Annotated in this window: 23 protein-coding genes and 1 tRNA gene; 13 read left to right on the top strand and 11 right to left on the bottom strand. The window is 48.3% G+C overall.

Features of this window, described 5'->3' with window-relative positions; translation table 11 throughout:
- Positions 1-21: 21 nt before the first annotated feature.
- The 7 genes from pth to lolB all read right to left on the bottom strand — a co-directional run bounded on the left by pth (position 22) and on the right by lolB (position 5,069).
- Positions 22-612 carry an aminoacyl-tRNA hydrolase gene (pth, locus tag D0Y50_RS06890; RefSeq protein ID WP_108566337.1) on the bottom strand — a complete coding sequence of 197 codons (591 nt, stop codon included), beginning with the start codon at positions 610-612 and terminating at the stop codon, positions 22-24.
- Between the two features lie 5 nt (positions 613-617).
- Complete coding sequence (locus tag D0Y50_RS06895; RefSeq protein WP_108566336.1) at positions 618-1,262, bottom strand: 50S ribosomal protein L25/general stress protein Ctc; 645 nt, start codon at positions 1,260-1,262, stop codon at positions 618-620.
- A 150-nt stretch (positions 1,263-1,412) separates the two neighbouring features.
- Positions 1,413-1,841, bottom strand: coding sequence for a hypothetical protein (locus D0Y50_RS06900; RefSeq protein ID WP_108566335.1), 429 nt, complete (start codon positions 1,839-1,841; stop codon positions 1,413-1,415).
- A 682-nt stretch (positions 1,842-2,523) separates the two neighbouring features.
- A complete protein-coding gene (locus D0Y50_RS06905; RefSeq protein WP_232366507.1) occupies positions 2,524-3,462 on the bottom strand; it encodes a ribose-phosphate pyrophosphokinase in 939 nt (312 codons plus the stop codon).
- Between the two features lie 40 nt (positions 3,463-3,502).
- Positions 3,503-3,578, bottom strand: a tRNA-Gln gene (locus D0Y50_RS06910).
- Positions 3,579-3,585: 7 nt separating this feature from the next.
- On the bottom strand, positions 3,586-4,461 hold the full coding sequence (gene ispE / locus D0Y50_RS06915; protein ID WP_232366472.1) for a 4-(cytidine 5'-diphospho)-2-C-methyl-D-erythritol kinase: 876 nt from the start codon (positions 4,459-4,461) through the stop codon (positions 3,586-3,588).
- A complete protein-coding gene (gene lolB / locus D0Y50_RS06920) occupies positions 4,461-5,069 on the bottom strand; it encodes a lipoprotein insertase outer membrane protein LolB (protein WP_170145462.1) in 609 nt (202 codons plus the stop codon). Before lolB ends, ispE begins: the two co-directional genes overlap by 1 nt.
- A 118-nt stretch (positions 5,070-5,187) precedes the next feature.
- Here lolB and hemA point away from each other — a divergent pair, with 118 nt between their 5' ends.
- The 5 genes from hemA to kdsA all read left to right on the top strand — a co-directional run bounded on the left by hemA (position 5,188) and on the right by kdsA (position 9,836).
- Positions 5,188-6,462: a glutamyl-tRNA reductase gene (gene hemA, locus D0Y50_RS06925; protein WP_108566331.1), complete on the top strand. Its 1,275-nt coding sequence runs from the start codon at positions 5,188-5,190 to the stop codon at positions 6,460-6,462.
- 15 nt (positions 6,463-6,477) lie between these two features.
- Entirely contained in the window at positions 6,478-7,563 is a 1,086-nt protein-coding gene (gene prfA / locus D0Y50_RS06930) for a peptide chain release factor 1 (RefSeq protein WP_108566330.1), read from the top strand.
- A 3-nt stretch (positions 7,564-7,566) separates the two neighbouring features.
- Positions 7,567-8,457, top strand: a complete 891-nt coding sequence (gene prmC / locus D0Y50_RS06935) for a peptide chain release factor N(5)-glutamine methyltransferase (protein ID WP_232366473.1) — start codon at positions 7,567-7,569, stop codon at positions 8,455-8,457.
- A gap of 134 nt (positions 8,458-8,591) precedes the next feature.
- The gene (locus D0Y50_RS06940; RefSeq protein WP_108566329.1) at positions 8,592-8,966 is read left to right on the top strand and encodes a SirB2 family protein; all 375 of its coding nucleotides are present in this window, start codon (positions 8,592-8,594) and stop codon (positions 8,964-8,966) included.
- 15 nt (positions 8,967-8,981) lie between these two features.
- Complete coding sequence (kdsA, locus tag D0Y50_RS06945) at positions 8,982-9,836, top strand: 3-deoxy-8-phosphooctulonate synthase (protein ID WP_108566389.1); 855 nt, start codon at positions 8,982-8,984, stop codon at positions 9,834-9,836.
- A gap of 104 nt (positions 9,837-9,940) precedes the next feature.
- Here the strand turns inward: kdsA and D0Y50_RS06950 are convergent, their stop codons facing one another.
- Positions 9,941-10,213: a hypothetical protein gene (locus D0Y50_RS06950; RefSeq protein WP_108566328.1), complete on the bottom strand. Its 273-nt coding sequence runs from the start codon at positions 10,211-10,213 to the stop codon at positions 9,941-9,943.
- A 214-nt stretch (positions 10,214-10,427) separates the two neighbouring features.
- Here D0Y50_RS06950 and D0Y50_RS06955 point away from each other — a divergent pair, with 214 nt between their 5' ends.
- The 6 genes from D0Y50_RS06955 (at position 10,428) to D0Y50_RS06980 (ending at position 16,228) form a co-directional block, all read left to right on the top strand.
- Entirely contained in the window at positions 10,428-11,327 is a 900-nt protein-coding gene (locus tag D0Y50_RS06955) for a transcriptional regulator GcvA (protein WP_108566327.1), read from the top strand.
- Positions 11,317-11,964, top strand: coding sequence for an alpha/beta family hydrolase (locus tag D0Y50_RS06960; protein WP_108566326.1), 648 nt, complete (start codon positions 11,317-11,319; stop codon positions 11,962-11,964). The genes D0Y50_RS06955 and D0Y50_RS06960 overlap by 11 nt, the downstream gene beginning before the upstream one ends.
- A complete protein-coding gene (locus D0Y50_RS06965; protein ID WP_108566325.1) occupies positions 11,961-12,332 on the top strand; it encodes a DUF423 domain-containing protein in 372 nt (123 codons plus the stop codon). Before D0Y50_RS06960 ends, D0Y50_RS06965 begins: the two co-directional genes overlap by 4 nt.
- Positions 12,325-13,401, top strand: coding sequence for a 23S rRNA (cytidine(2498)-2'-O)-methyltransferase RlmM (gene rlmM / locus D0Y50_RS06970; protein ID WP_108566324.1), 1,077 nt, complete (start codon positions 12,325-12,327; stop codon positions 13,399-13,401). The genes D0Y50_RS06965 and rlmM overlap by 8 nt, the downstream gene beginning before the upstream one ends.
- A gap of 171 nt (positions 13,402-13,572) precedes the next feature.
- Positions 13,573-15,657 (top strand): elongation factor G, encoded by a 2,085-nt coding sequence (fusA, locus tag D0Y50_RS06975; protein WP_108566323.1) that lies wholly within the window; start codon positions 13,573-13,575, stop codon positions 15,655-15,657.
- 172 nt (positions 15,658-15,829) lie between these two features.
- Positions 15,830-16,228, top strand: a complete 399-nt coding sequence (locus tag D0Y50_RS06980; protein WP_108566322.1) for a hypothetical protein — start codon at positions 15,830-15,832, stop codon at positions 16,226-16,228.
- Here the strand turns inward: D0Y50_RS06980 and D0Y50_RS06985 are convergent.
- Genes D0Y50_RS06985 through D0Y50_RS06995 form a run of 3 tightly spaced genes read right to left on the bottom strand, consistent with a single transcriptional unit; the run spans position 16,190 to position 20,135 of the window.
- Positions 16,190-18,247 (bottom strand): transglutaminase family protein, encoded by a 2,058-nt coding sequence (locus D0Y50_RS06985; RefSeq protein ID WP_117316132.1) that lies wholly within the window; start codon positions 18,245-18,247, stop codon positions 16,190-16,192. The two genes, D0Y50_RS06980 and D0Y50_RS06985, sit on opposite strands and share 39 nt — an antisense overlap.
- Entirely contained in the window at positions 18,237-19,208 is a 972-nt protein-coding gene (locus D0Y50_RS06990) for a DUF58 domain-containing protein (RefSeq protein WP_108566320.1), read from the bottom strand. The genes D0Y50_RS06985 and D0Y50_RS06990 overlap by 11 nt, the downstream gene beginning before the upstream one ends.
- A gap of 3 nt (positions 19,209-19,211) precedes the next feature.
- Positions 19,212-20,135 (bottom strand): AAA family ATPase, encoded by a 924-nt coding sequence (locus D0Y50_RS06995; RefSeq protein WP_117316134.1) that lies wholly within the window; start codon positions 20,133-20,135, stop codon positions 19,212-19,214.
- Between the two features lie 204 nt (positions 20,136-20,339).
- On the opposite strand from D0Y50_RS06995, the gene seqA reads away from it, so the two are divergent.
- On the top strand, positions 20,340-20,990 hold the full coding sequence (gene seqA, locus D0Y50_RS07000; RefSeq protein ID WP_117316137.1) for a replication initiation negative regulator SeqA: 651 nt from the start codon (positions 20,340-20,342) through the stop codon (positions 20,988-20,990).
- 50 nt (positions 20,991-21,040) lie between these two features.
- Positions 21,041-22,693, top strand: a complete 1,653-nt coding sequence (gene pgm / locus D0Y50_RS07005) for a phosphoglucomutase (alpha-D-glucose-1,6-bisphosphate-dependent) (RefSeq protein WP_117316138.1) — start codon at positions 21,041-21,043, stop codon at positions 22,691-22,693.
- Positions 22,694-22,889: the final 196 nt, after the last annotated feature.

The raw sequence follows: 22,889 nt of genomic DNA on the forward strand, positions 1-22,889 counted from the left end.
TAGCCTCTTATCTCGGTTAGGTTATTTTGCGTCGGCTTTAAATGAATGAAGCCGGTTTTGAGCAGTTTTTAAATCTTTTTGCAGCAAGATATCGATACAGCGCACTGCTTCATCTATGGCACTGTCGATGGCTTCTTTTTCTGCTGCTGCTGGCTTGCCTAAAACATGGCCGGTCACCTTGGACTTGTGCCCAGGATGATCTATACCAATTCGCAAACGCAGGAAATTTTTATTGTTAGCCAATCTGGCTACTATATCTCGCACGCCATTTTGGCTGGAACTACCACCTATCTTAAACTTGGCCACGCCCGAAGGCAGATCGAGTTCATCAAATGCCACCAGAATTTGTTCAGGTTCAATACGATAGAAGTTCGCTAAGGTACCCACGGCCTGACCACTTTTATTCATAAACGTAGTAGGGTAGAGCAACCGAACATCCTGACCTGCAATAGTGATGCGGGCAGTTTTTCCGAAGAATTTGGACTCTGGGGTAAGTGAGGTGTTGTGACGTGCCGCCAGTTCTTCAAGGAACCAGGCTCCCGCATTATGGCGGGTATTTTCATATTCGGGGCCTGGATTACCCAGGCCCACGATAAGGCGAATATCAGCCAAGAGGATTATTCCTCTGTGCCAGCTTCTTCGCCTTCTGCATCTTCATCAGCCGCTGGAGCTTTAGGAGCAGGTTTAATAGTAACTACAGCCAGGTCATGATTTTCATCATCTTTGGCCAGCTCTACAGAGCTAACACCAGCTGGTAGTTTGATGTCTGAAAGGTGAAGGGTAGAACCCATTTCCAGACCTTTCATGTCAACTTCGATGTATTCAGGCAGGTCTTTAGGCAGACAGGTGATTTCGATCTCGTTTACATGGTGCTCAGCAATACCACCTTCGGTTTTCACTGCAGTATTTGCTTCTTCGTTTACGAAGTGCAAAGGTACATTTGTGTGAAGTTTTTCACCTGCAATTACACGCTGAAAATCGATGTGTGTAATTTTAGGCTTGTACGGGTGACGCTGCATGTCTTTAACCAGCGCTTCTACTTTCTTTCCATCAATGTTCAAGGTCAGAACGTGAGAATAGAATGCTTCGTAATCAGCAGAGTTGTTAACTTTGTTATGATCCAGAGTCAAAGAAACTGGCTCTTCTTCGCCACCGTACAGGATAGCTGGTACCAAATCTGCACGACGAAGGCGGCGGCTCGCACCTTTCCCTTTATCAGTACGGACATTGGCATCCAGAGTAAAAATAGTGTTGTCAGACATTGACTGTCTCCAAAAATTTTAATTAATCGATGATGGCTTCCGCGACCAAAAGCACATCCTGAAATGCAAAAACAAACCCGTTTCGGCATTACCCAAATTTTAAGGGCGGCGAATTCTACCACCGTTCCCAAGCTGTTTCAAACAACAGCATTACATTTCATCTTGGGCCGGTTTCACACCGCTACGGTCTAAAACTTTCACTTGGGTTACCTCAAAAACTTCACCAAATTGCGTATAGGTCATGATATCGGTACGAACGTGCCCTGTAACAGCGATTTTCAGACCATCTTTCTTATACTCAGCAGCAAGATTGCGTAGCGTATAGTGCCCGCCATCAGCACTGATAAAGGCAAAAAATCCTCCTTCAAGATTTTTGTAAACAATAGTACCCGTCAATTCCATTGGCGCTTTTGTCGCCGGGCTCTGTTGCAAACTGTCTTTAGGTATCGGGCCTTTTTTCATTGTCTGTTTCTCTACCGATTGTGAAGTTTCGTCATTGTGCATTTGAGCGTTAGGTTGGCCGGTACAGGCAGTGATAAAGAGTAGACCGAGCATGCCAGCAAATAACCATTTTTGCATATTACTAATCCTGCTATTTAACTATAACGGTGATTGTGCAAGCTGTTAGCTGAATAAACAATGAATATAGTCAATCTTACGCTTAGCTAGAATGTCATTTAGCCCCCCAAGCAAGTTAAACGGTTATCAGTGCGCGCTAAATATATGAATAGCCACTGATAGAAAGCCGCGTGTGCGGTGTGCGTAGCCTTTAGGCGATAACCTAAAATAAGTTGCTTCTAGGTAAAGGTGGGTGTCTATGGGATAAGTGGGTGTCTAGGAGAAAGGTGGATGTCTAAGGGATAAGTGGGTGTCTAGGGGATAAGTGGGTGTCTAAGAAATAAGTGGGTGTCTAAGGGATAAGTGGATGTCTAAGAAATAAGTGGGTGTCTAAGGGATAAGTGGGTGTCTAGGGGATAAGTGGGTGTCTAAGGGATAAGTGGATGTCTAGGAGAAAGGTGGATGTCTAGGAGAAAGGTGGGTGTCTAGGGGATAAGTGGGTGTCTAAGAAATAAGTGGGTGTCTAAGGGATAAGTGGGTGTCTAAGAAATAAGTGGGTCTCTAAGGGATAAGTGGGTGTCTAGGAGAAAGGTGGATGTCTATGGGATAAGTGGATGTCTAAGGGATAAGTGGATGTCTAGTAAAAAAATACAGTCACAAAAAAGGCGGCTTTTATAGCCGCCTTGGTAAAACCTCAACGGGTTTAATATTCAAACATTGCAGAGATAGATTCTTCATTGCTAATGCGGCGGATGGTTTCAGCCAGCATTTCTGACAACGTCAGTTGCTTCACTTTTTCAATTGCGCGCATATCATCACTCAGCGGGATACTGTCAGTAACAATAATCTCATCAATAACCGATTCGCGAATATTCTTTGCCGCATTACCAGAGAAAATCGCATGAGTGGCGTAGGCATATACTTTACGCGCCCCATGGCTTTTCAGCGCTTCTGCTGCTTTGGCTAACGTACCACCGGTATCAATCATGTCATCCACAATAATACAATCTCGGTCTTTCACATCACCAATAATATTCATCACCTGAGCAACATTTGCTTTGGGGCGGCGCTTATCGATAATAGCCAAATCGGTATCGTTCATCAGTTTTGCTGTGGCCCGCGCCCGCACTACACCGCCAATATCCGGCGATACCACGACTGGCGACACAAAGTCGCGCCGCATCATGTCGGCTAACAGAATAGGCGTACCGAATGCGTTATCTACAGGTACATCAAAGAAGCCCTGAATTTGCTCGGCGTGAAGGTCGATAGTCAATACGCGGTCAACCCCAACATTAGACAGGAAATCAGCAACCACTTTTGCAGTAATCGGCACCCGGGCAGACCGCACACGGCGATCCTGTCGAGCATAACCAAAGTAGGGCATAACTGCTGTGATACGTCCTGCCGATGCACGGCGAAGGGCGTCAATCATAACAATGAGCTCCATCAGGTTATCGTTAGTAGGCGCGCAAGTAGACTGGATAATAAAAACGTCCGAACCACGGACGTTTTCATGTATTTCGACGCTGATTTCACCGTCACTGAAGCGGCCAACGCTGGCGTTTCCAAGCTTGGTATAGAGACGATCGGCAACTTTCTGGGCAAGTTCTGGTACGGCATTACCTGCAAAGAGCTTCATATCTGGCACAAGTGTTTCCTCAGTGCGTTGATAGTAGAGGTGGCTGGGGTAGCTGGACTCGAACCAACGAATAACGGGATCAAAACCCGCTGCCTTACCAACTTGGCTATACCCCAATAATAATTAATGTCTGTCCGGAGCTGCGTACACATCATGTAGTTGTCGTTTTAATGGCGATTGGGCAACACCCTTGGCCACAAAGCTGCTCCAGTTAGCGGGCAATTTTGCCTGTACTTTCCGGGCGGCATCTTCGTTACTGAAAGTGGCAAACACGCACGCCCCTGTGCCCGTCATCCGCGACGGTGCGTAGTGTACCAACCACTGTAATAATTTTGCAACTTCGGGATGGCGATTACAGACAATTTGCTGACAATCGTTGTGAGTTTTTTCAAACACGTAGTCTGATAAGCCGATTTTTGGCGTATTCCGCGGCAACTCAGGCTCACTAAAAACTGCTGGTGTGCTCACATGAACGCCTGGGTTAACGACTAAATAGCATGCCGGAGCAACGGTTATCGGCGTTAATTGTTCACCTACGCCTTCAGCAAAAGCTGTATTTCCATAAATAAAAACAGGCACATCTGCGCCAAGCTGCAAACCTAATAGGGCCAATGCGTCATCATTGAGCCCACAACCCCATAAATAATTTAGTACCACCAAAGTGGTCGCTGCATTAGATGACCCCCCGCCAATTCCTCCGCCCATCGGTAACTGTTTATCCAGCGTAATAACGCAACCTTGCGGGCACTGCGTGAAGCGTTGTAATAGCCGGGCGGCTTTAATAACCAAATTATCCTGGGCCGGCACACCCGGCAACGGGGTGGCCAGGGTTATAGAGGAATCATCGGTAACCTCAAACGCCAACCGATCGCCTTGGTCCAGCATTTGAAAAACACTTTGTAAATGATGGTAGCCATTATCATAGCGCCCGGTCACATGCAGAAATAAATTAAGCTTGGCCGGGCTGGGCCACCAGGTTGGGGTAGAATCTGCAGGCATTACAGCAATGTCCATCTGTCGATACGAAATTTAATAAAAGTATTGGGCTGCTTAATATCGGTTAACAGCAGAGAATGCGGTAACCAGGTTTCTCCCACCAACCCATAGTTAGCATAACTCACTTCCCAGTTGCCGCACCCGGTACAGTCGCCTGGTACCAGTGTAGCCAGCAAGTCTTTGTTATTAAGCGTATAGTTATCAGTAGCACCCGGCAATCCCTTTACCCAGTTAAGCAATTGGTTTACCGGTAAATCCCAGCCGGTAGTTTGTTTGATCAGGGCTTGCGGGTCGGCATGTGTATAGGTTTCGCCATCGGCTTCCAGGCTGGCTACGTCATCAGCATAGCGCATGTTAATTAAAGTAATGCCCAATAAATTGGTCAGTCTGAAATGAAACGCCTCGGGGCTATTGCGCCATACTAACGTTGCGCTTATAGCTTGTTCGTTGGCTCTTAACGCCATTTTTCCCTGTATTTTCCACTTATTTACCTGCTGTAAAGCCTGCAGTTGTTCGGGTAAATCAACCCGCCGCTCAGGGCCATCAGGTAGGCTGGAACAACCGTATAATAAGGAAAGCAGCGCGCTGCAGAATAATAAGCGTAATCGCATAAAATAAAAAATCGATTGATCTGATTGGAGCATTATATAGGAACACAGTTACCTGAACACTTTCAATAATTTTGGGTTTTTCGTACAATGCCGCTCCGAAGTCGCCACATGAATGTTAATGACCTTACTAGCCCTCGGGATTAACCACAAAACTGCCCCTGTTGCCTTGCGTGAAAAAGTCGCTTTTACACCAGATTCTCTGGTGGCTGCGCTATCGTCACTCAAGCAGCATGCTGGCGTGGACGAGTCGGTCATTGTCTCTACCTGCAACCGCACGGAGATTTATGTCAACGGGAATGAGCCGCAGGCACGGCTAATAAACTGGTTGGCAGATTTTCACCGCATAGATGTCAATACCATCTCCAGCCACAGCTATCAGTTTGAACAGGAAGACGCTATTCGCCATATTATGCGTGTGGCCAGTGGCCTGGACTCTCTGATTCTCGGTGAGCCGCAAATCTTTGGGCAGGTTAAACAAGCGTTTAACGATGCCCGCCACTCTGGCACTATCAACGCCGAGTTCGAACGTTTATTTCAGCACACCTTTGCTGTAGCTAAGCGAGTACGGACCGAAACCGAAATAGGGGCTAATGCTGTATCGGTAGCTTTTGCTGCCGTGCAGCTAGCCAAACACATCTTCTCTGCATTACCCAAACGTTCGGTATTATTAGTCGGTGCCGGTGAAACTATTGAACTGGTAGCCCGTCATTTGAAAGAACAAGGCGTGGAGCGAATCTGCGTGGCAAACCGCACCGTTGCGCGGGCCCAGGCGTTAGCCGAGACCCTCAATGCGGATGTGTTGACATTATCCCAGGTGCCTGAGCAGCTACACAGTTTCGATATTGTGATAAGCTCCACCGCAAGTCAGTTGCCATTGATTGGCAAAGGTATGGTAGAGCGAGCCTTGCGTAAAAGACGCAATATGCCGATGTTTTTGGTGGACTTGGCGGTTCCCCGGGATATCGAATCTGAGGTTAATGAACTCGGCGACGCCTACTTATATACCGTGGATGATCTACAACATATTGTGGAGCAAAATTTAGCCTCCCGGGAAGAAGCCGCCCGCGAAGCTGAAGCCATCATTGACTCACAAATAGATGTTTATGTGAATTGGAAACAGGCCCAGCAATCGATAGATTTGGTCCGCCAATACCGTGCGCACGGGGCTAACCAGCGCGATGAACTGGTGGAAAAAGCACTGAACCAACTGGCTGATGGCAAGCAGGCAGAAGAAATAATAAAAGAACTGGCTTACAAATTAACGAATTCATTAATGCACGGGCCCACCAGAATGCTGCGGGATGCCGCCACGCAAAATGATACTACGCTGACTCAGTGGCTGAGCCATTCTCTGGAGCTTGACGGCCCGCAAAATCAGCGCCAAGAAGACTAAGGTAGAATAAAACATATGAAAGAATCGGTAGTCGCTAAACTGGAAAATCTGGTCGAGCGCTTTGATGAAGTGCAGGCGTTGCTAAGCTCTCCAGAGGTTATCGGTAATCAGGATAAATTTCGGGCGTTGTCTAAAGAATACAGCCAGTTGGAAGACGTCGTAAAAGGCTTTAATGCTTATCGTCAAGCCGAGCAAAACCTGGCTTCGGCGAACGAAATGCTTGAAGAAGATGACGCAGAAATGCGTGAAATGGCGCAGGATGAAATAAAACAGGCAAAAACGGAGTTAGCCCACTTAGAAGATGAGCTACAAATATTACTGTTACCCAAAGATCCTAACGACGACAATAGCTGTTTCTTAGAAATTCGTGCCGGCGCCGGTGGTGATGAAGCGGCTATTTTTGCCGGCGATCTATTTCGGATGTACAGCCGATACGCGGAAACCCGCGGGTGGAAAGTAGAGCTGGTCAGCGCTAATGAAGGCGAACATGGCGGGTTCAAAGAGGTTATCGCCAATGTGTCGGGCGAAGGGGCCTATGGCATATTAAAATTTGAATCAGGTGGCCACCGGGTTCAGCGCGTACCCGAGACGGAATCTCAGGGCCGCATACATACGTCGGCGTGTACTGTGGCGGTATTACCTGAAGTTCCGGAGTCAGAAGCCATTGAGATAAACTCGGCAGATCTTAAAGTCGATACATTTCGCGCGTCAGGGGCGGGTGGTCAGCACGTTAACAAAACCGATTCAGCTATCCGGATAACGCACATGCCTACCGGGCTAGTGGTAGAATGTCAGGATGAGCGTTCACAACATAAAAATCGGGCCAAAGCTATGTCTGTTTTGCAGGCACGGTTAAACCGGATTGAAGAGGAAAAACGCGCCTCGGAAGAAGCCACCACTCGCCGGAATCTGGTGGGAAGTGGTGACCGGTCAGAGCGTATCCGTACCTATAATTTTCCGCAGGGCCGGGTCACCGACCATCGCATTAACCTTACGTTATACCGCTTAGATGAAGTAGTCGAAGGCGATCTTAGCCAGTTACTGGAACCTATTCGACAAGAACATCAGGCCGACTTGCTGGCATCTCTGGCTGGCGAATAAGGTGTGGCCAGAGCATCCGATACAACTATCCAACAGGCACTGAGCTGGGGTACCGCCACGCTGACCTCAGCTTTACCCGAGAATGACGCCAGTGCACTGGACGCTCGGGTGCTGTTGGCTAGTGCTTTACAGCGCTCAGTCACTTATCTGTATACCTGGCCCGATAAAGCTATAGGCAGTACTGAACTGCACCGATATCAGCGTTATATAGCGCAACGCGGCCAAGGTACACCGGTAGCCTATATCACTGGTCAGCGCGACTTTTGGTCCTTATCATTACAGGTATCTCCTGCCACCTTGATTCCCCGTCCGGATACAGAAACCCTGGTTGAACAAGCGTTATTACGTTTACCCACCGGGCCTGCGACAATATGTGACTTGGGCACCGGCACTGGCGCGGTGGCCCTGGCCATCGCCAGTGAACGTCCCGACTGTCAGATTCTCGCCATAGACGTGGTTGCCGAAGCGGTGGAGTTGGCCAATAGCAATGCTCAGGCTAATAATCTGACAAATGTAACAGTACTGCAAAGTAGCTGGTTTGCTAATATCCAGGGACAGCAGTTTGACATGCTTGTTAGTAATCCGCCCTATGTAGAAAATCTCAGTCCCTATCTTAAGCAGGGCGATGTGCGTTTTGAACCGGCTTCAGCACTTACCGCCGGAAGCGATGGGCTGGACGATATACGATACATTGTGCAGCATGCCGGTAATTATCTTACCGCCCAAGGATGGCTGCTACTGGAGCACGGCTATACACAGGGGCCTGCGGTAAGAACACTGCTGCAAGAGGCTGGGTTCATCCAGGTTTCCACCGTAAATGATTTAAGCGGGCAGCCGCGGATTAGCGGCGGGCAATGGTGCGCTAAGGGCCAGGTTGTCTGCCGCTCCCAATGATCAGCATCACGTTTAAGCGGGTATAGCTTTCATTGTAAAACACATTGCACCAGGCATTGCAGGTCGCCAGTTACCTTCAGTATAGTGTCTGAATAACCTGATTATCTATAACAACACATAAAAGGCACCGCTCCATGTACATGATGGCAAAGCATATCCATTTAACCGCCGTGGCGCTCAGCGCACTGCTGTTTATCTTTCGGTTTATTCTGTTGCAGGCTGACGCAGGCATGCGCCACCAAAAGTGGCTTAAAGTTGTGCCCCATGTCATCGACACCGTATTGCTCGCCAGTGCGTTGTGGTTGTGCACATTGCTCTCGCAATGGCCGTTTATCAATGACTGGCTGACATTTAAATTCACCGGCTTGATTTTGTATATTTTAATGGGGCTATTTGCCCTTAAGTGGGGGCGTTCAGCACCCATGCGTTGGATTGGCTTTGTTGGCGCGCTCACCTGGTTGGTATTGATTGCACGGGTAGCGATTACCAAAGAAGCTGTAATTTTTTAAATGTTGGGTAAAACTATGACTGTATCAAACCGTGTTATCAACGTGGGGAAGACCCAGGTTGCGAACAATCTGCCTTTTGTTTTATTTGGAGGTATGAATGTATTGGAGTCGCGCGATCTTGCTATGAAAATAGCTGAACACTATGTTGAAGTTACTCAGAAACTAAACATACCTTATGTGTTTAAAGCCTCTTTTGATAAGGCAAACCGCTCTTCGGTACACTCTTACCGTGGCCCTGGCATGGAAGAAGGTTTAAAGATTTTTGAAGAGATTAAGCGCACATTTGATATACCGGTGATCACCGATGTGCACGAACCTTATCAATGCCAACCGGTGGCTGATGTGGTCGATGTTATTCAGTTACCCGCCTTCTTAGCCCGCCAAACTGACCTGGTGGTTGCGATGGCGCAAACCGGTGCGGTAATCAATGTCAAAAAACCCCAATTTTTAGCGCCTCATGAAATGCGCCATATTATCGGTAAGCTGGGCGAAGCGGGTAATGACAAGGTTATTCTTTGTGAGCGTGGCAGCTGCTTTGGCTACAATAATCTGGTTGTCGATATGCTGGGAATGGACGCAATGAAAGAATATGCGCCGGTGATTTTCGATGCCACACATGCGTTGCAAATGCCCGGGGGACGGGAAAGTTCAGCAGACGGTCGCCGTGCGAAAGCGGCGCAACTTGCCAGAAGCGGGATGGCGTTAGGCCTGGCTGGCTTGTTCATCGAAGCTCACCCCAATCCGGATGAGGCAAAATGTGACGGCCCCTGTGCGTTACCCTTGGCGAAATTGGAACCCTATTTAGCGCAGATGAAAGCGGTAGACGAATTGGTCAAAGGTTTTGCGCCACTAGATACCTCAGCTGGCTAACTCCGCTGAACGTAAAATCTGGCTCGGCAATCTAAAAGTGGGGCTATCGGGGAGAACAGGCAAGCATGGCTTGCCTGTTTTGTATCAGGTGAAAATGAGTCAGGTTATTCGCTTTGCTGAGCCGTAGCCGCCGGCCTTTCACTCTGCTCATTTTGATACGCCAGTAATGGCGCAGATTGGGCGCGCTGGCTTTGGGCTGTAAGCGTAGATTGCACGGCCTGTTGTATATCGTTAACGATATCTGTGGTTACCGTGATAGGGGCGAAGTCGATGTTTAGCTCCAATTCAACAGCGGGCTCGCTGGCACAAACTGTAGTGGTGGTAGTCAGCAGCGCAAACGCTGAAACAATAATGCTAGATAACGATAGTTTTTTCATTTTACACCTAATATAATTAATATAAATCTTGTTCGAAAATTGTTAAGGCATTTAACAATGCAGGTTATTAACTATTTGTTAATACGGCCTAATGTTGAAATGCGAGTGAATTTTAAACAGTATTTGATTAAAAATAAAACGAGTAAATATAGGGTTGGTTGATTAGAAAAACTAATCGTTTATTAATCAAATGGTCATAATAACAGGACGCCCTATGCAACGTCGTTTACCCCCCCTAAATGCGCTCAAAGCATTTGAAGCCGCCGCGCGTCATTTAAGCTTTACCCGTGCTGCCGACGAACTGTTTGTTACCCAGGCGGCGGTTAGTCATCAAATTAAAGCGCTTGAAGAATACTTATCGATGAAGCTGTTTATTCGGCGCAATCGTACTTTGCTGCTGACCGAAGAAGGGCAGGCATACTTTTTAGAACTTAAAGATATTTTTAAAAGTTTGCAGGAAGCCACTGAACGGTTGTTGGCCAAGGGCAGCAAAGGCGCAATTACCGTGGCAATGCCCCCCAGCTTCGCCTCCCAGTGGCTGGTGCCGCGGATCAGTAAATTTAGCGTTGCCCACCCTGATATTGATGTTCGCATCAAAGCCGTCGATTTTGACGAGGGTTTTTTAAATGACGATGTTGATGTGGCGATTTATTACGGTAAGGGGCGGTGGTCTGGTCTACAGGCAGACAAACTGCACAAAGAATTCCTTACTCCGTTATGCGCCCCAAGTTTATTTAGCGGCCCAAAACCGTTAAATAGTCTGGCTGACTTAAAGCATCATGTACTATTGCATGACCTCAGCCGTGAAGCGTGGAAAACCTGGTTGAAGCAGGTAGGTGTGGCTGGCGTAAACGTCAACCACGGGCCGGTATTCAGTCATTCTATGCTGGTATTGCAAGCCGCTGCACTGGGCCAGGGCATCGCGTTGGCTAACACCATACTGGCCCGCCCAGAAATTGACGCTGGCCGGCTGATTATGCCCTTTTCCGAACGGGTAGAAAGTCGCGATGCCTTTTACGTGGTATGTGATGATTCTCAGGCAGAGTTAGGTAAAATAGCGGCTTTTCGGGAATGGATATTGGCGCAGGTGAACGAAGAACAAGATGATATTTGACTATACTATAGACAGCCCTGCCACCGCGCACAGCAGACTAGTTTTGGCCCACGGTGCCGGCGCCTCCATGCAGTCTGACTTTATGCAGCACATGAGCAGCCTGTTGTGTGAACGCGGGATTGAGGTAGTGCGCTTCAATTTTGAATACATGCAAACAATACAGCAAACCGGTAAACGCCGGCCGCCGGAGAAAGCCGACAAGCTGCTTAGCCATTTTAGTGCGCTACTGGCGCACCTTGAAAGTACCTATTGTGCCCTACCACTGTTTATAGGCGGGAAGTCCATGGGCGGCCGAATGGCCACGTTATTATTACCCGATAGCCTGGCTCGCGGCGCCGTAGTGTTTGGCTATCCGTTTCATCCCCCGGGGAAACCTGAAAAGCTTCGTACCGCGCATTTGTTGCAGCCTGACAAGCCCGTTTGTATTTTACAAGGTGAGCGGGATACGTTTGGCACCCGCGCAGAATTACCCGGCTTTAAACTTGCCGCTACTGTGGAGGTAAACTGGCTACCCGATGGCGATCACAGCTTGAAACCGCGAAAATCCAGTGGTTATACCTATCAGACTAATATGCAAAGCGCTGCAGAGTATGCAGCCTCGTTTATACACACCCATACGACGCAGGTAAATTTATGAAGGGCTTTATCGCGGCAGGCGCCAGTGGCGCGCTGCTATCTGTTATGTTGGGGGCGCTGGCTACCCATAGCCTAAAACAGCAGTTAACCGCGGAGGCATTAGCGGCATTTACCACCGCTGTGCAATATCAGATGTACCATAGCCTGGCGTTGTTGTTAGCTTGTGTTTTACCGTTGCGTAACCGTTGGGTGGGGGTGGCAAAAATCTGTTTTGTAATTGGTACGCTATTGTTTAGCGGCAGTATTTACGGGTTGACCCTGGCGCAGTGGACATGGCTGGGGCCGGTTACTCCACTCGGGGGCCTTACCTTAATGATAGGGTGGCTGGCGCTGATTGTGGCATCGTTAGGAGACGCATCCAATGGCTAGTTTATTGGGCTATTGTCGGGCCGGTTATGAAGCCGACCTGGCGAATGAGCTAAGCGCTCGTGCTGCGCAACTACAGTGTTACGGTTATCCTAAATTTGTGCGCGGGCAGGGCTATGTGGAATTCGACTGTTATAATCCTGCCGATGCTGACAAACTGGGACAGCGTCTTGCAGTAGCCGATACTGTGTTTGCCCGGCAATTAGTGGTGGTCACCTCAACGCTTGACGACCTGCCTCGTGAGGATCGGTTATCGCCGGTGTTACAGGAGATTATCGACCACGACGATTCAGCAATGGTCAACGGTCTGCTGTTGGTAGAGCACGCGGATACAGATGAGGGCAAAGAACTGGCAAAGTTTTGTCGCAAATTTGCCGTGGTATTGCGTCAGGGTCTGCGTAAAGGAAATTGCCTAACCTATAAAGAAAAACCACAGGGGCGAGGGGTGCATGTGTTTTTCACCCAGTTTGACCGCTGTTTGGTGGGCTACTCCTACCCGGACTGTCGCAGCGCCTACGCTAATGGAATTTACCGTTTAAAGTTTCCCTCTGCGGCGCCTAGCCGGTCGACCCTGAAGCTGGAAGAAGCGATTTTAACCATGTTAACGCCTGCACAACAGCAACAGGTTTTCAGAGAAGGCGGCCGGGCGGTGGATTTAGGTGCCTGCCCGGGCGGGTGGACCTATCAGCTGGTACATCGACAGATGTATGTAGAGGCCATTGACAACGGTCTTATTGATGAAAAACTGATGGCCAGCGGGCTGGTTGAGCACTTTGCGGCGGACGGCTTTACTTATCGTCCGCAATTTGGCCGTGTAGATCTGCTGGTCTGTGATATGATAGAGCAGCCTGACAGGGTTGCAAGACTCATGGGCGACTGGTTAGTCAATCGCTGGGCCGAGCATGCTATATTTAATTTGAAGTTACCGATGAAAAAACGCTACGAAACGGTGACACAAGCTATGGCAGATTTAACGGCTCGATTACAAAAGCTGGATGACAGTTTTGTAATTCGTCTGCGGCATCTATATCATGACCGCGACGAGATAACAGTTTCGATTTTAAGAGAATAACCCTTCGGGGTTATTTTTTTAATAAGTTGTTGATTAATTAAATTAAAATAAAGTGGTGGCGTGGATCCGCTGGATAAGTTTTATACTTTTTGCGGAAAGGGCTGTCAATCTGGTATTGAAATCCTTTATAATCCCGCCGTTTTTTTACTCTGAACCAATGAAAGTGAACTAATGGCAGACTTATCTCATTACAGAAATATTGGTATTTTCGCTCACGTAGACGCGGGCAAAACTACCACGACTGAACGTATTTTGAAGCTAACCGGTAAAATCCACAAAACCGGTGAGGTTCACGACGGTGAGTCAACAACTGACTTCATGGAGCAGGAAGCTGAGCGTGGTATTACCATCCAGTCAGCAGCAACTACCTGTTTCTGGAAAGATCATCGTATGAACATCATCGATACTCCAGGACACGTTGACTTCACTGTTGAAGTTTACCGTTCACTGAAAGTATTAGACGGTGGTATCGGTGTATTCTGTGGTTCTGGTGGTGTTGAGCCACAATCAGAAACCAACTGGCGTTATGCGAACGAATCTGGCGTAGCCCGGGTTATTTTCGTAAACAAACTGGACCGTATGGGTGCAGACTTCTACCGTGTTATCGGTCAGATCAAAAAAGTACTGGGCGCGAAGCCAGTAGTAATGACTCTGCCAATCGGTATTGAAGACGACTTCAACGGTATCATCGACGTACTTGAAGAAAAAGCGTATATCTGGGACGAAACAGGTCTGCCAGAGAACTTTGAAGTATGTGACGTGCCAGAAGACATGAAAGAACTGGTTGCCAAATACCGCGAAGACATGATTGAAACTGCGGTAGAAATGGATGACGACCTGATGATGTCTTATATGGATGGTGAAGAGCCGTCTATTGCTGATATCAAACGTTGTTTACGTAAAGGTACACGTGATCTGGAATTCTTCCCGACATTCTGTGGTTCTGCCTTTAAAAACAAAGGTGTTCAACTGGTACTAGATGGTGTTATTGACTATCTGCCTAACCCAACTGAAGTAGATCCACAAGAACTTACTGATGCTGATACTGGTGAACCTACTGGTGAAGTCGCTAAAGTATCTACTGACGAGCCGTTCCGCGCGCTGGCGTTTAAAATCATGGACGACCGTTTCGGCGCCCTGACCTTTATCCGTGTTTACTCTGGTGTACTGAAGAAAGGTGATACCATTCTTAACAGTGCTACTGGTAAAACTGAGCGTATCGGCCGGATGGTTGAAATGCACGCGAACGATCGTACAGAATTGTCTATGGCTCACGCTGGCGACATTCTGGCTGTTGTAGGTATGAAGAATGTTCAGACTGGTCACACGCTGTGTTCAACTGCGCATCCTTGTACACTAGAGCCAATGATTTTCCCTGAGCCGGTAATCTCAATCGCTGTTAAGCCTAAAGATAAAGGCGCTACAGAGAAAATGAGTATCGCTATCGGTAAACTGGTTTCTGAAGATCCTTCGTTCCAGGTAGAAACGGATGAAGATTCTGGCGAAACTATCCTTAAAGGGATGGGTGAACTTCACTTAGATATCAAAGTTGATATCCTGAAGCGTACTTACGGTGTTGAACTGGAAGTGGGTCAGCCTCAGGTTGCTTACCGTGAAACTATCACTACACCAATTGAAGATAGCTACACGCATAAGAAACAATCAGGTGGTTCTGGTCAGTTTGGTAAGATCGACTACCGTATCAAGCCTGGTGAAGTGAACTCTGGCTTTACGTTCAAATCAACTGTTGTTGGTGGTAACGTACCAAAAGAATTCTTCCCAGCTATCGAGAAAGGTTTCAAAGGCATGATGGATCAGGGCCCACTAGCTGGCTATCCTGTTCTGGACGTTGAAGTTGAACTGTATGACGGTGGTTTCCACGCCGTTGACTCCTCAGCGATTGCGTTTGAAATTGCGGCTAAAGGCGCGTTCCGTCAGTCTATGCCAAAAGCGGGTCCACAGATTCTTGAACCTATCATGAAAGTTGATGTGTTCACGCCTGAAGATCACGTTGGTGATGTTATTGGTGACCTTAACCGTCGCCGTGGCATGATTAAAGACCAGGAAGCAGGTGTAACAGGTGTACGTATTAAGGCAGATGTACCTCTGTCTGAAATGTTCGGTTACATCGGTCAGCTGCGTACCATGACATCAGGTCGTGGTCAGTTCTCGATGGAATTCAGTCATTATGCGCCATGTCCAAATAATGTTGCTGATAAAGTTATCGAAGAAGCGAAAGCACGTAACGCCAGATAATCTCTGGTAATACGGTAAAAAAACCCGCCCGCTGAGGCGGGTTTTTTTGTGCCTGTAATCGTCCCTTTTCCAGCAAAAACTGGCCTTAACCTGTACCTCGTTCACACTTGCCATTTTGTACACTTAACCACCTGGGCGCAGGTAATACAACACAGACTATGGATAAACAGCCATGACGACTTTGTGGGTTGTAGTTGCAGGGGTGGTAATAGCGGCGATAGCCGTACTGGCAATTATCGTTGGCGCTAAACTTGTGGCCCGCCGGGTATTGGTGCTACAAGTTATGAACTGCCAATCTTATATCGGCTTACGTCGGTTTACCGTACCTTACAAGATGGAAATTGAACGGGTAATTTTGCCGATGGCGATGGTCACGCGTATTAACCTATATCGCGGTGAAATGGTGCTATATGCCGGGCCCTATGAAGTGGGTAGGGTGTGTGTGCCACGGTTTGCTGTCCCCTGGCTTGAGCAGCGCGCTAAAAGGTTATTTCCCATGGCTTGTATTTGCCACTATAGCCAGCGGCGAGGCTTAGTTTCGCGGGGGCTTAAATGGGCCGCGCGTTTTTAAGCTTCGCATCAACACTTTATAGCTGGCCCGTAATGGCAGGAGGTTTTGCTTAGCGGCGTGTTCTGGCTGATATTCTACAGCCTCAAAACATGCTATGAACTGGGCAAGAGCCTGCTGATCTGCTTTATCTAGCAGCGGGTTTAGTCGCTGTTGATAAACCCGGGCAGGGAGATTATCCCGGGGTAGACCGGTTACCCGGTGAAGTTTTGCGGCAGCATGTTGATAGAGGCGCAGTGGCTCTGTAACATTACGCTGAGTGGGGCGTGGCATAAAATAAAACGCCAGTAAGCCTGCAATAAACAATACAACGGCCAGTGAAAATAAGGTCATACGCTCTATACTGGCGTGTCCCAAAATACGGGTGAAAAAATCCTGCTGAGTTTGACCGTCAAAACCCAAAACCCAACGGTTCCATTGATAGTTAATGTTGTCCATGAATTGGTAGACACCCGCCACCATAGCAGAGTTGTGACTGCGGGCCCGGGAGAATAGCGGCAAATCTTCCTGTTGATCGGCCATAGCATTTTGAAAACCATACAATAACCGTGAAGCGGCAACCACCGAGGTAGGGTCAAAACGTTGCCAATGTTTGCCGTCTATACTGGCCTCAACCCAAGCGTGGGCATCGTATTGAAACACATTTAGCACCTTCTCATCTAACAGTTGCCCGCCCTGATAACCTGATACCACCCGAGCAGGAATGCCTGCTATGCGTAGCGCTAATGTCATGGCACTGGCGTAATGAGCGCAGAAGCCCGCCTGGTAATCAAACAGAAAAGCATCCACCGGCGCATGACGCATTACCGCCGGTTGTAGGGTATAGCGAAAACCGCTGTCAGCAAAGTAAGCAAGCAGCCGTTTTATGTAATCCGCATTGCTGGAACTTTGTAGGCGCAAAGCAAGTGCCCACTCACGCGTGCGCGGGTTTGTTTGCTCAGGGTATTGCAGGTTTACTTGTCGCTCCTGCGCCAATGGGCTGAGTAATAGCGGGGTACGCGGATAACTTACTAACGAAAAAGCCTGTTTGCTTAATATTGGTTGCCGACTCATCAGAGTATAATCGTCACCTCGCCACGTCTTTTGGGCGGTACTTGAGTTCTGGGGACGCGTATAGCCTAGTGCATAAAGCCAGCTGTTGCCTGATGGTTCGCTTAATAACTGATAGCGCCAGGCAGGGCTGTCTATCGTTGACTGCACTGCTTCACTTGAACTTTGACTGGGCATGAGCGGCAGTAACTGCTGGCGGGCTTTACGATAATCAGCTACCTGCCAGCTATAGCCATCGAAATGTTCTAATACCATTGCCCGCCAATAGCGCTGCTGCGGCGCCGGCAATGCATTATCAAACGTGGCGGTGAATACACGTTCGGTAGACTGGGTTAAGTTAGCAATATCGCCCGGGGTCATTTTTTCGCTTAATCCGGTTTCACTACTTTTGCCTTCGGGCATGCCCCAGAAGGGAGGTAAGTGCGGCAATACCAGAAATAAAATTACGGCGATGGGCAAGGCCTGCAAAGCCATTTTCAGCAGCGTTTTAACATGTCCTTTAAAGGGTTGCTGGGGAGCATACAGCAATTGTAAAGATAACAGCGCGGCCATTAAGATAACTGCATAGAGGATAGTCGCGAACAGATCCTGGGAAAAAATAAAAGTACAACCTATCAGGAACAGACAACACCCCGATACCTGTAAAAAATCACGATGTTTTTGCAGTAATAATAATTTTAAGGCACATGCACAAACCAGCAGGTTTACCATGGTCAGTAACAAGCCCTGGTCCCGACTAAACCAGCCCAGGGCCACACACGTCAGTAGTGCCAACATGTTAATCGTTCGGGTTCCCGGGGCGCGCTGGTAAGCGCCTTTGAACAAAAATACTCGCGAGCCTACGGCGCAACACATCAATAAGAGCACCCAGGCCATCAGTTGCTGGTACAGGCATAAGGTAATGACGCCTAGGGTCAAAGCGATACATAAGCTGGCCCGATGGCCGGCAATAGGTAAATGGCTACTGATCATTGGCCGCCTCGGTTGCCGGAATGCTGGCCATAGCCGCTAAACAACGGTTACGGTGTTCAAGCCCGCTACCTTGCGAAATAACCGTCGAGCCAATTTTTAAACCGTAAGACAAATTCTGGCGGCATAAGGCGACGGCCTGAAAGGCTGCCCGGCTAATCTGGTGCTCAAGCTCTCCCGAGTTTGGGTCAATCAGCAGATATCCAGCCTGACCGCTTTGTTCGCTAAAAACCTTCACTGCAGGCGGTAAGCCCCGCGCTACCGTTTTCCAGGCGATCCGGTTGAGTGGCTCGCCTTCAGAATACGCTCTGAGGCCCTGGAAATCGTCATGTCCCGGTGCATGCGAGGTGACTTCACCGGAGGCATCGTTGACACTGTGCAAGCGAACCTGACAGGTTTGCTGCTTGGGATACACTGTCAATGGTTGGGTAAAGTCTAAATGGGTCCAGCACTTAAACAACCCCAGTGGATACATGCTGGAAAAGGTTACCCGCGGCAGGCTAAATACGCCGCGGCGGTAAGTGAAACGTGGCAGGCTGATAACGCCAGCGGTATCATCCAGATCTACCACAATGCCGGTGGCGTGGCCCCACCAGTGGACTTTTAATTCACCGTGGGGATGAGCATCAGTAGTGTGCACCAACTGCATTTGAAAGGTGGCATTATCACCGGCAAACACGGGATGTATGCCTTTCGCCTGTAACCGGATGCGAGCGAAATTTCGATAGCTGGCAAATAAATTAATCAGGCCCAGAGCGACAAAAAAATATGTTAGCAATAGCAGCAGGTTATTTTGATAATTGGTACCTAAGATAAACAGGCACACGCAAAGTATCATAAAGCTGAAGCCAAACAGGGTAGGCAGAATAAATACCGATTGTATTGAAAGTTGATGACGGCGCTGGCCCGGAATCCGGTTGGCCAGCCATTGTAATAAGAGACGATTTTTAAACCGGGCAAACATCGTTCAGGCCGCCAGCGGGTCGACACTCTCCAGCAAGCGCTGGCTCAATACAGCATCCTGGGCACTTTCCATATTCACCGACCGTAAGCGGTGCTCTGTTACTGCTTCAAACACCGCCTGTACATCTTCTGGCACGATATAGTCCCGTTCGTGCATAAAGGCCCAGGCTTTTGCCGCCTGCAAAATCGCTTTGCTGGCGCGGGGTGACAAGGCGTGAGGGTACCCTGGCGTGGTTCGACTCATTGTTACCAGACGCAAGATATAGTCAATAACTGCACCGGCAGCATGAACATTACTGACCTGTTGCTGCCATAGGGCAAGCTGGGTAGGGCTTATTACTTCGGCCAACCCAGTGGCACTACGCTGTCCCCCGGACTGGTTAAGCATAGTCTTCTCAGCCTCCCAGTCAGGATAGCCTAAAGATATACGCATGAGAAAACGGTCAAGCTGGGATTCGGGCAGCGGATAGGTGCCTGCTTGATAAGACGGATTCTGTGTGCCAATAACAAAAAACGGTTGGGGCAAAGCAAAGGTCTGACCGTCGATGCTCACCTGTTGTTCTTCCATCGCCTCTAACAGCGCGCTTTGGGTTTTCGGGCTTGCACGGTTTATTTCATCTGCCAGAACTAACTGGCTAAAGACCGGGCCTTTGCGAAATTCAAATTCATGAGTACGGCTATTAAAGATATTGCTGCCCAGCATATCCGCGGGCAGTAAGTCAGAGGTAAACTGGATACGCGAAAACTGTAACCCGAATAAACCGGCTAGCGCATGAGACAGCGTGGTTTTGCCCATACCGGGTAAGTCTTCAATTAACAGATGGCCATTTGCCAGCATACAGGCCAACGCCAGTTTGATCTGCTGCGGTTTGCCCAGAATATGTTGAGACAATGTGTTCATTAACGCTTGATATTGCGTACTGTTCATCCGTGGCTGCCACCCCTGTTAGCGGTTATTCCTCAGTTTACCAATTTAAGCCGGTAAAAACGTCGCGTTACTAATACGTGAGTATAGCCACAAAAGCGCAACCGTTTGTTTTATGCACGAATTAACCCCAAATTAGCAGTGATAAAGTGCTGCGGCGAGCTAGCGGGTTGTCTATAATGGGCCAGCTATTTAAGGAAGTGGTTTATGAAAAGTATTGAAATTGATGATGATTTGTACGCGTTTATTGCCGGTGAAACCAAACACATCGGCGAAAGCGCATCTGATATCTTGCGTCGATTACTGATGCCGCAATTTAACCCAGAACAAACCGCCGAAACTCAGCCTGGTCAGCGTCCGGCTGAACCGGCCGCGGGTAAACCTGCTACTGCGCAAAAAGCCACTGTAACTGCCGCCGCAAATAAAGCGGCAGCACAGAAAACGGCAACCTCATCACGTGCCACCGGCGGACAAAAGTCAGCGCCGGCAGCGAGTCGTGGCCGTAAAACAGTTAACCGCGGCGAAATTCTAAAGCGAGCTACTCCTGAAGCACTAAAAGAATACACCAAGCGGGTCGATTTATTCCTGTTTATGTTGGCGCAATTACACGAACTGCACCCAGAAAGCTTCAAACAGGTCGAGCAAATAAAAGGCAAAAATCGAGTGTATTTTGCCACCAGTAAAGAAGCATTGCTTAATACCGGTAGTAGCACTAACCCTAAACAGATACCAGGTAGTGAGTATTGGGTCGTCACCAATAACAATACCGCCAAGAAAGTGGCCATGTTGGAGCAGGTCTTGCAATTATTAGGGTACGACCAGGCAACCTGTGAAAGCTTAATGAACCGTTTTGCCTGATTCACGTACGCTTTGGCATTAATTTTTTATTCACCTAACAAGGAATCTGCATGGCTTTACATCCTCAGGCGGGGCAACCTGCCGCCAGTGAACAGTTAATCAATGTGGCAGAACTGGTAAGCCAGTACTACGCATACAAACCTGATCCTATGGCACCTGCCGAAGCAGTAAGTTTTGGTACATCAGGGCACCGTGGTAGTGCAGCCAATAGCACATTTACGGATACGCATATCGCTGCAATCTGTCAGGCTTTGGCAGAATACCGTGAACATCAGCAAATTACCGGTCCGATATTTATTGGTAAAGACACTCACGCGCTATCTGAGCCGGCGATGCTTACCGCAATTGAAGTATTAAGCGCCAACGATATCGAAGTGGTTATTCAGACAAAACAGAATGCCAGCCGCGGCTATACGCCTACCCCCGTCATTTCTCGAACAATTATTCGCTACAATCTTGACCGTACGGCCGAGTTTGCCGACGGTATTGTTATTACCCCGTCGCACAACCCGCCAGGCGATGGTGGCTTTAAGTATAACCCGCCGCATGGTGGTCCGGCAGACAGTGATGTCACTGGCATGATTCAAGAACGCGCCAACGCCCTGATCGCGGATAACAATCGGGATGTGAAGCGATTAGATTATCGTAAAGCGATGGCCAGCGGTTCGGTTAAAGAAGATGATTTCATGGAGCCGTATATCGACGAGCTAGCGCAGGTGGTGGATATGCAAGCCATCAAAGCAGCAAACCTGACGTTGGGTACCGACCCATTAGGGGGCGCAGGTATCGGCTATTGGGATCGTATTGCCGAAAAGTACGGATTGAATATTACGGTAGTGAACGACCAAGTGGATCCGCAGTTTGGTTTTATGCGTCGGGATAAAGACGGCAAGCTGCGAATGGATTGTTCATCGGCATATGCGATGGCCGGCCTGATAGAGCTAAAAGACAAATTTGACCTGGCTTGGGGTAACGATCCTGACTTTGACCGCCATGGTATTGTGTGTCAAAGCAGTGGGCTGATGAATCCCAACCATTATCTGGCCGTAGCGATCAACTACTTATTTGAATACCGCAAAGCGTGGCCCGATACGCTGAAAGTTGGGAAAACGCTGGTTTCAAGTTCAATGATTGACCGAGTAGCATCGTCGGTAAACCGGGAACTGGCCGAAATGCCGGTAGGGTTTAAATGGTTTGTAGAGGGTATGAGTCAATCCACGATAGGTTTTGCTGGTGAAGAAAGTGCCGGCGGTATTTTCTTACAACGTGATGGAAAAACCTGGGCCACTGACAAAGACGGTATTATATTGTGTTTGCTGGCAGCGGAAATTTTGGCTGTAACCGGTAAAGATCCGGGTGAACACTATCAGGCGTTGACCGACAAGTTTGGTGCGCCTGCGTATATGCGGGTAGATGTGGCAGCAACGTTAGAAGAAAAGCAAAAGCTGTCTGCTATGGATGCTTCGGTAGTTACCAGCGATACGCTGGCCGGTGAGCCCATCACTGCCGTGCAAACCAATGCGCCCGGTAATAATGCGCCTATTGGTGGGCTGAAAGTATCTACCGAAAACGGCTGGTTCGCAGCCAGACCTTCGGGCACCGAACAAATATATAAAATTTATGGAGAGAGCTTTAAAGGTGATACTCACTTACAAGCACTCATTAGTGAAGCCGAACAATTAGTAGGCAAAATTATTCGTTAAATTCTCTAATGTAAATATTTGCAGTTAATGATGTAATATATTTGTTAATAAAAGGGGCGATTTTTATAATTCGCCTCTTTTTTTTGTATATTTAACAAAAAAATTACAAAAAGTTGGTTTTAACGCTGCTATATTGCTGTCATATCGTACTTCAGTTTTGTAATTAAATTACATTTTTGAGCCTGCACCAATCGCC

The sequence above is a fragment of the Salinimonas sediminis genome (genome assembly GCF_003429285.1).
In the GTDB taxonomy this organism is placed as follows: Bacteria; Pseudomonadota; Gammaproteobacteria; order Enterobacterales; family Alteromonadaceae; genus Alteromonas; species Alteromonas indica.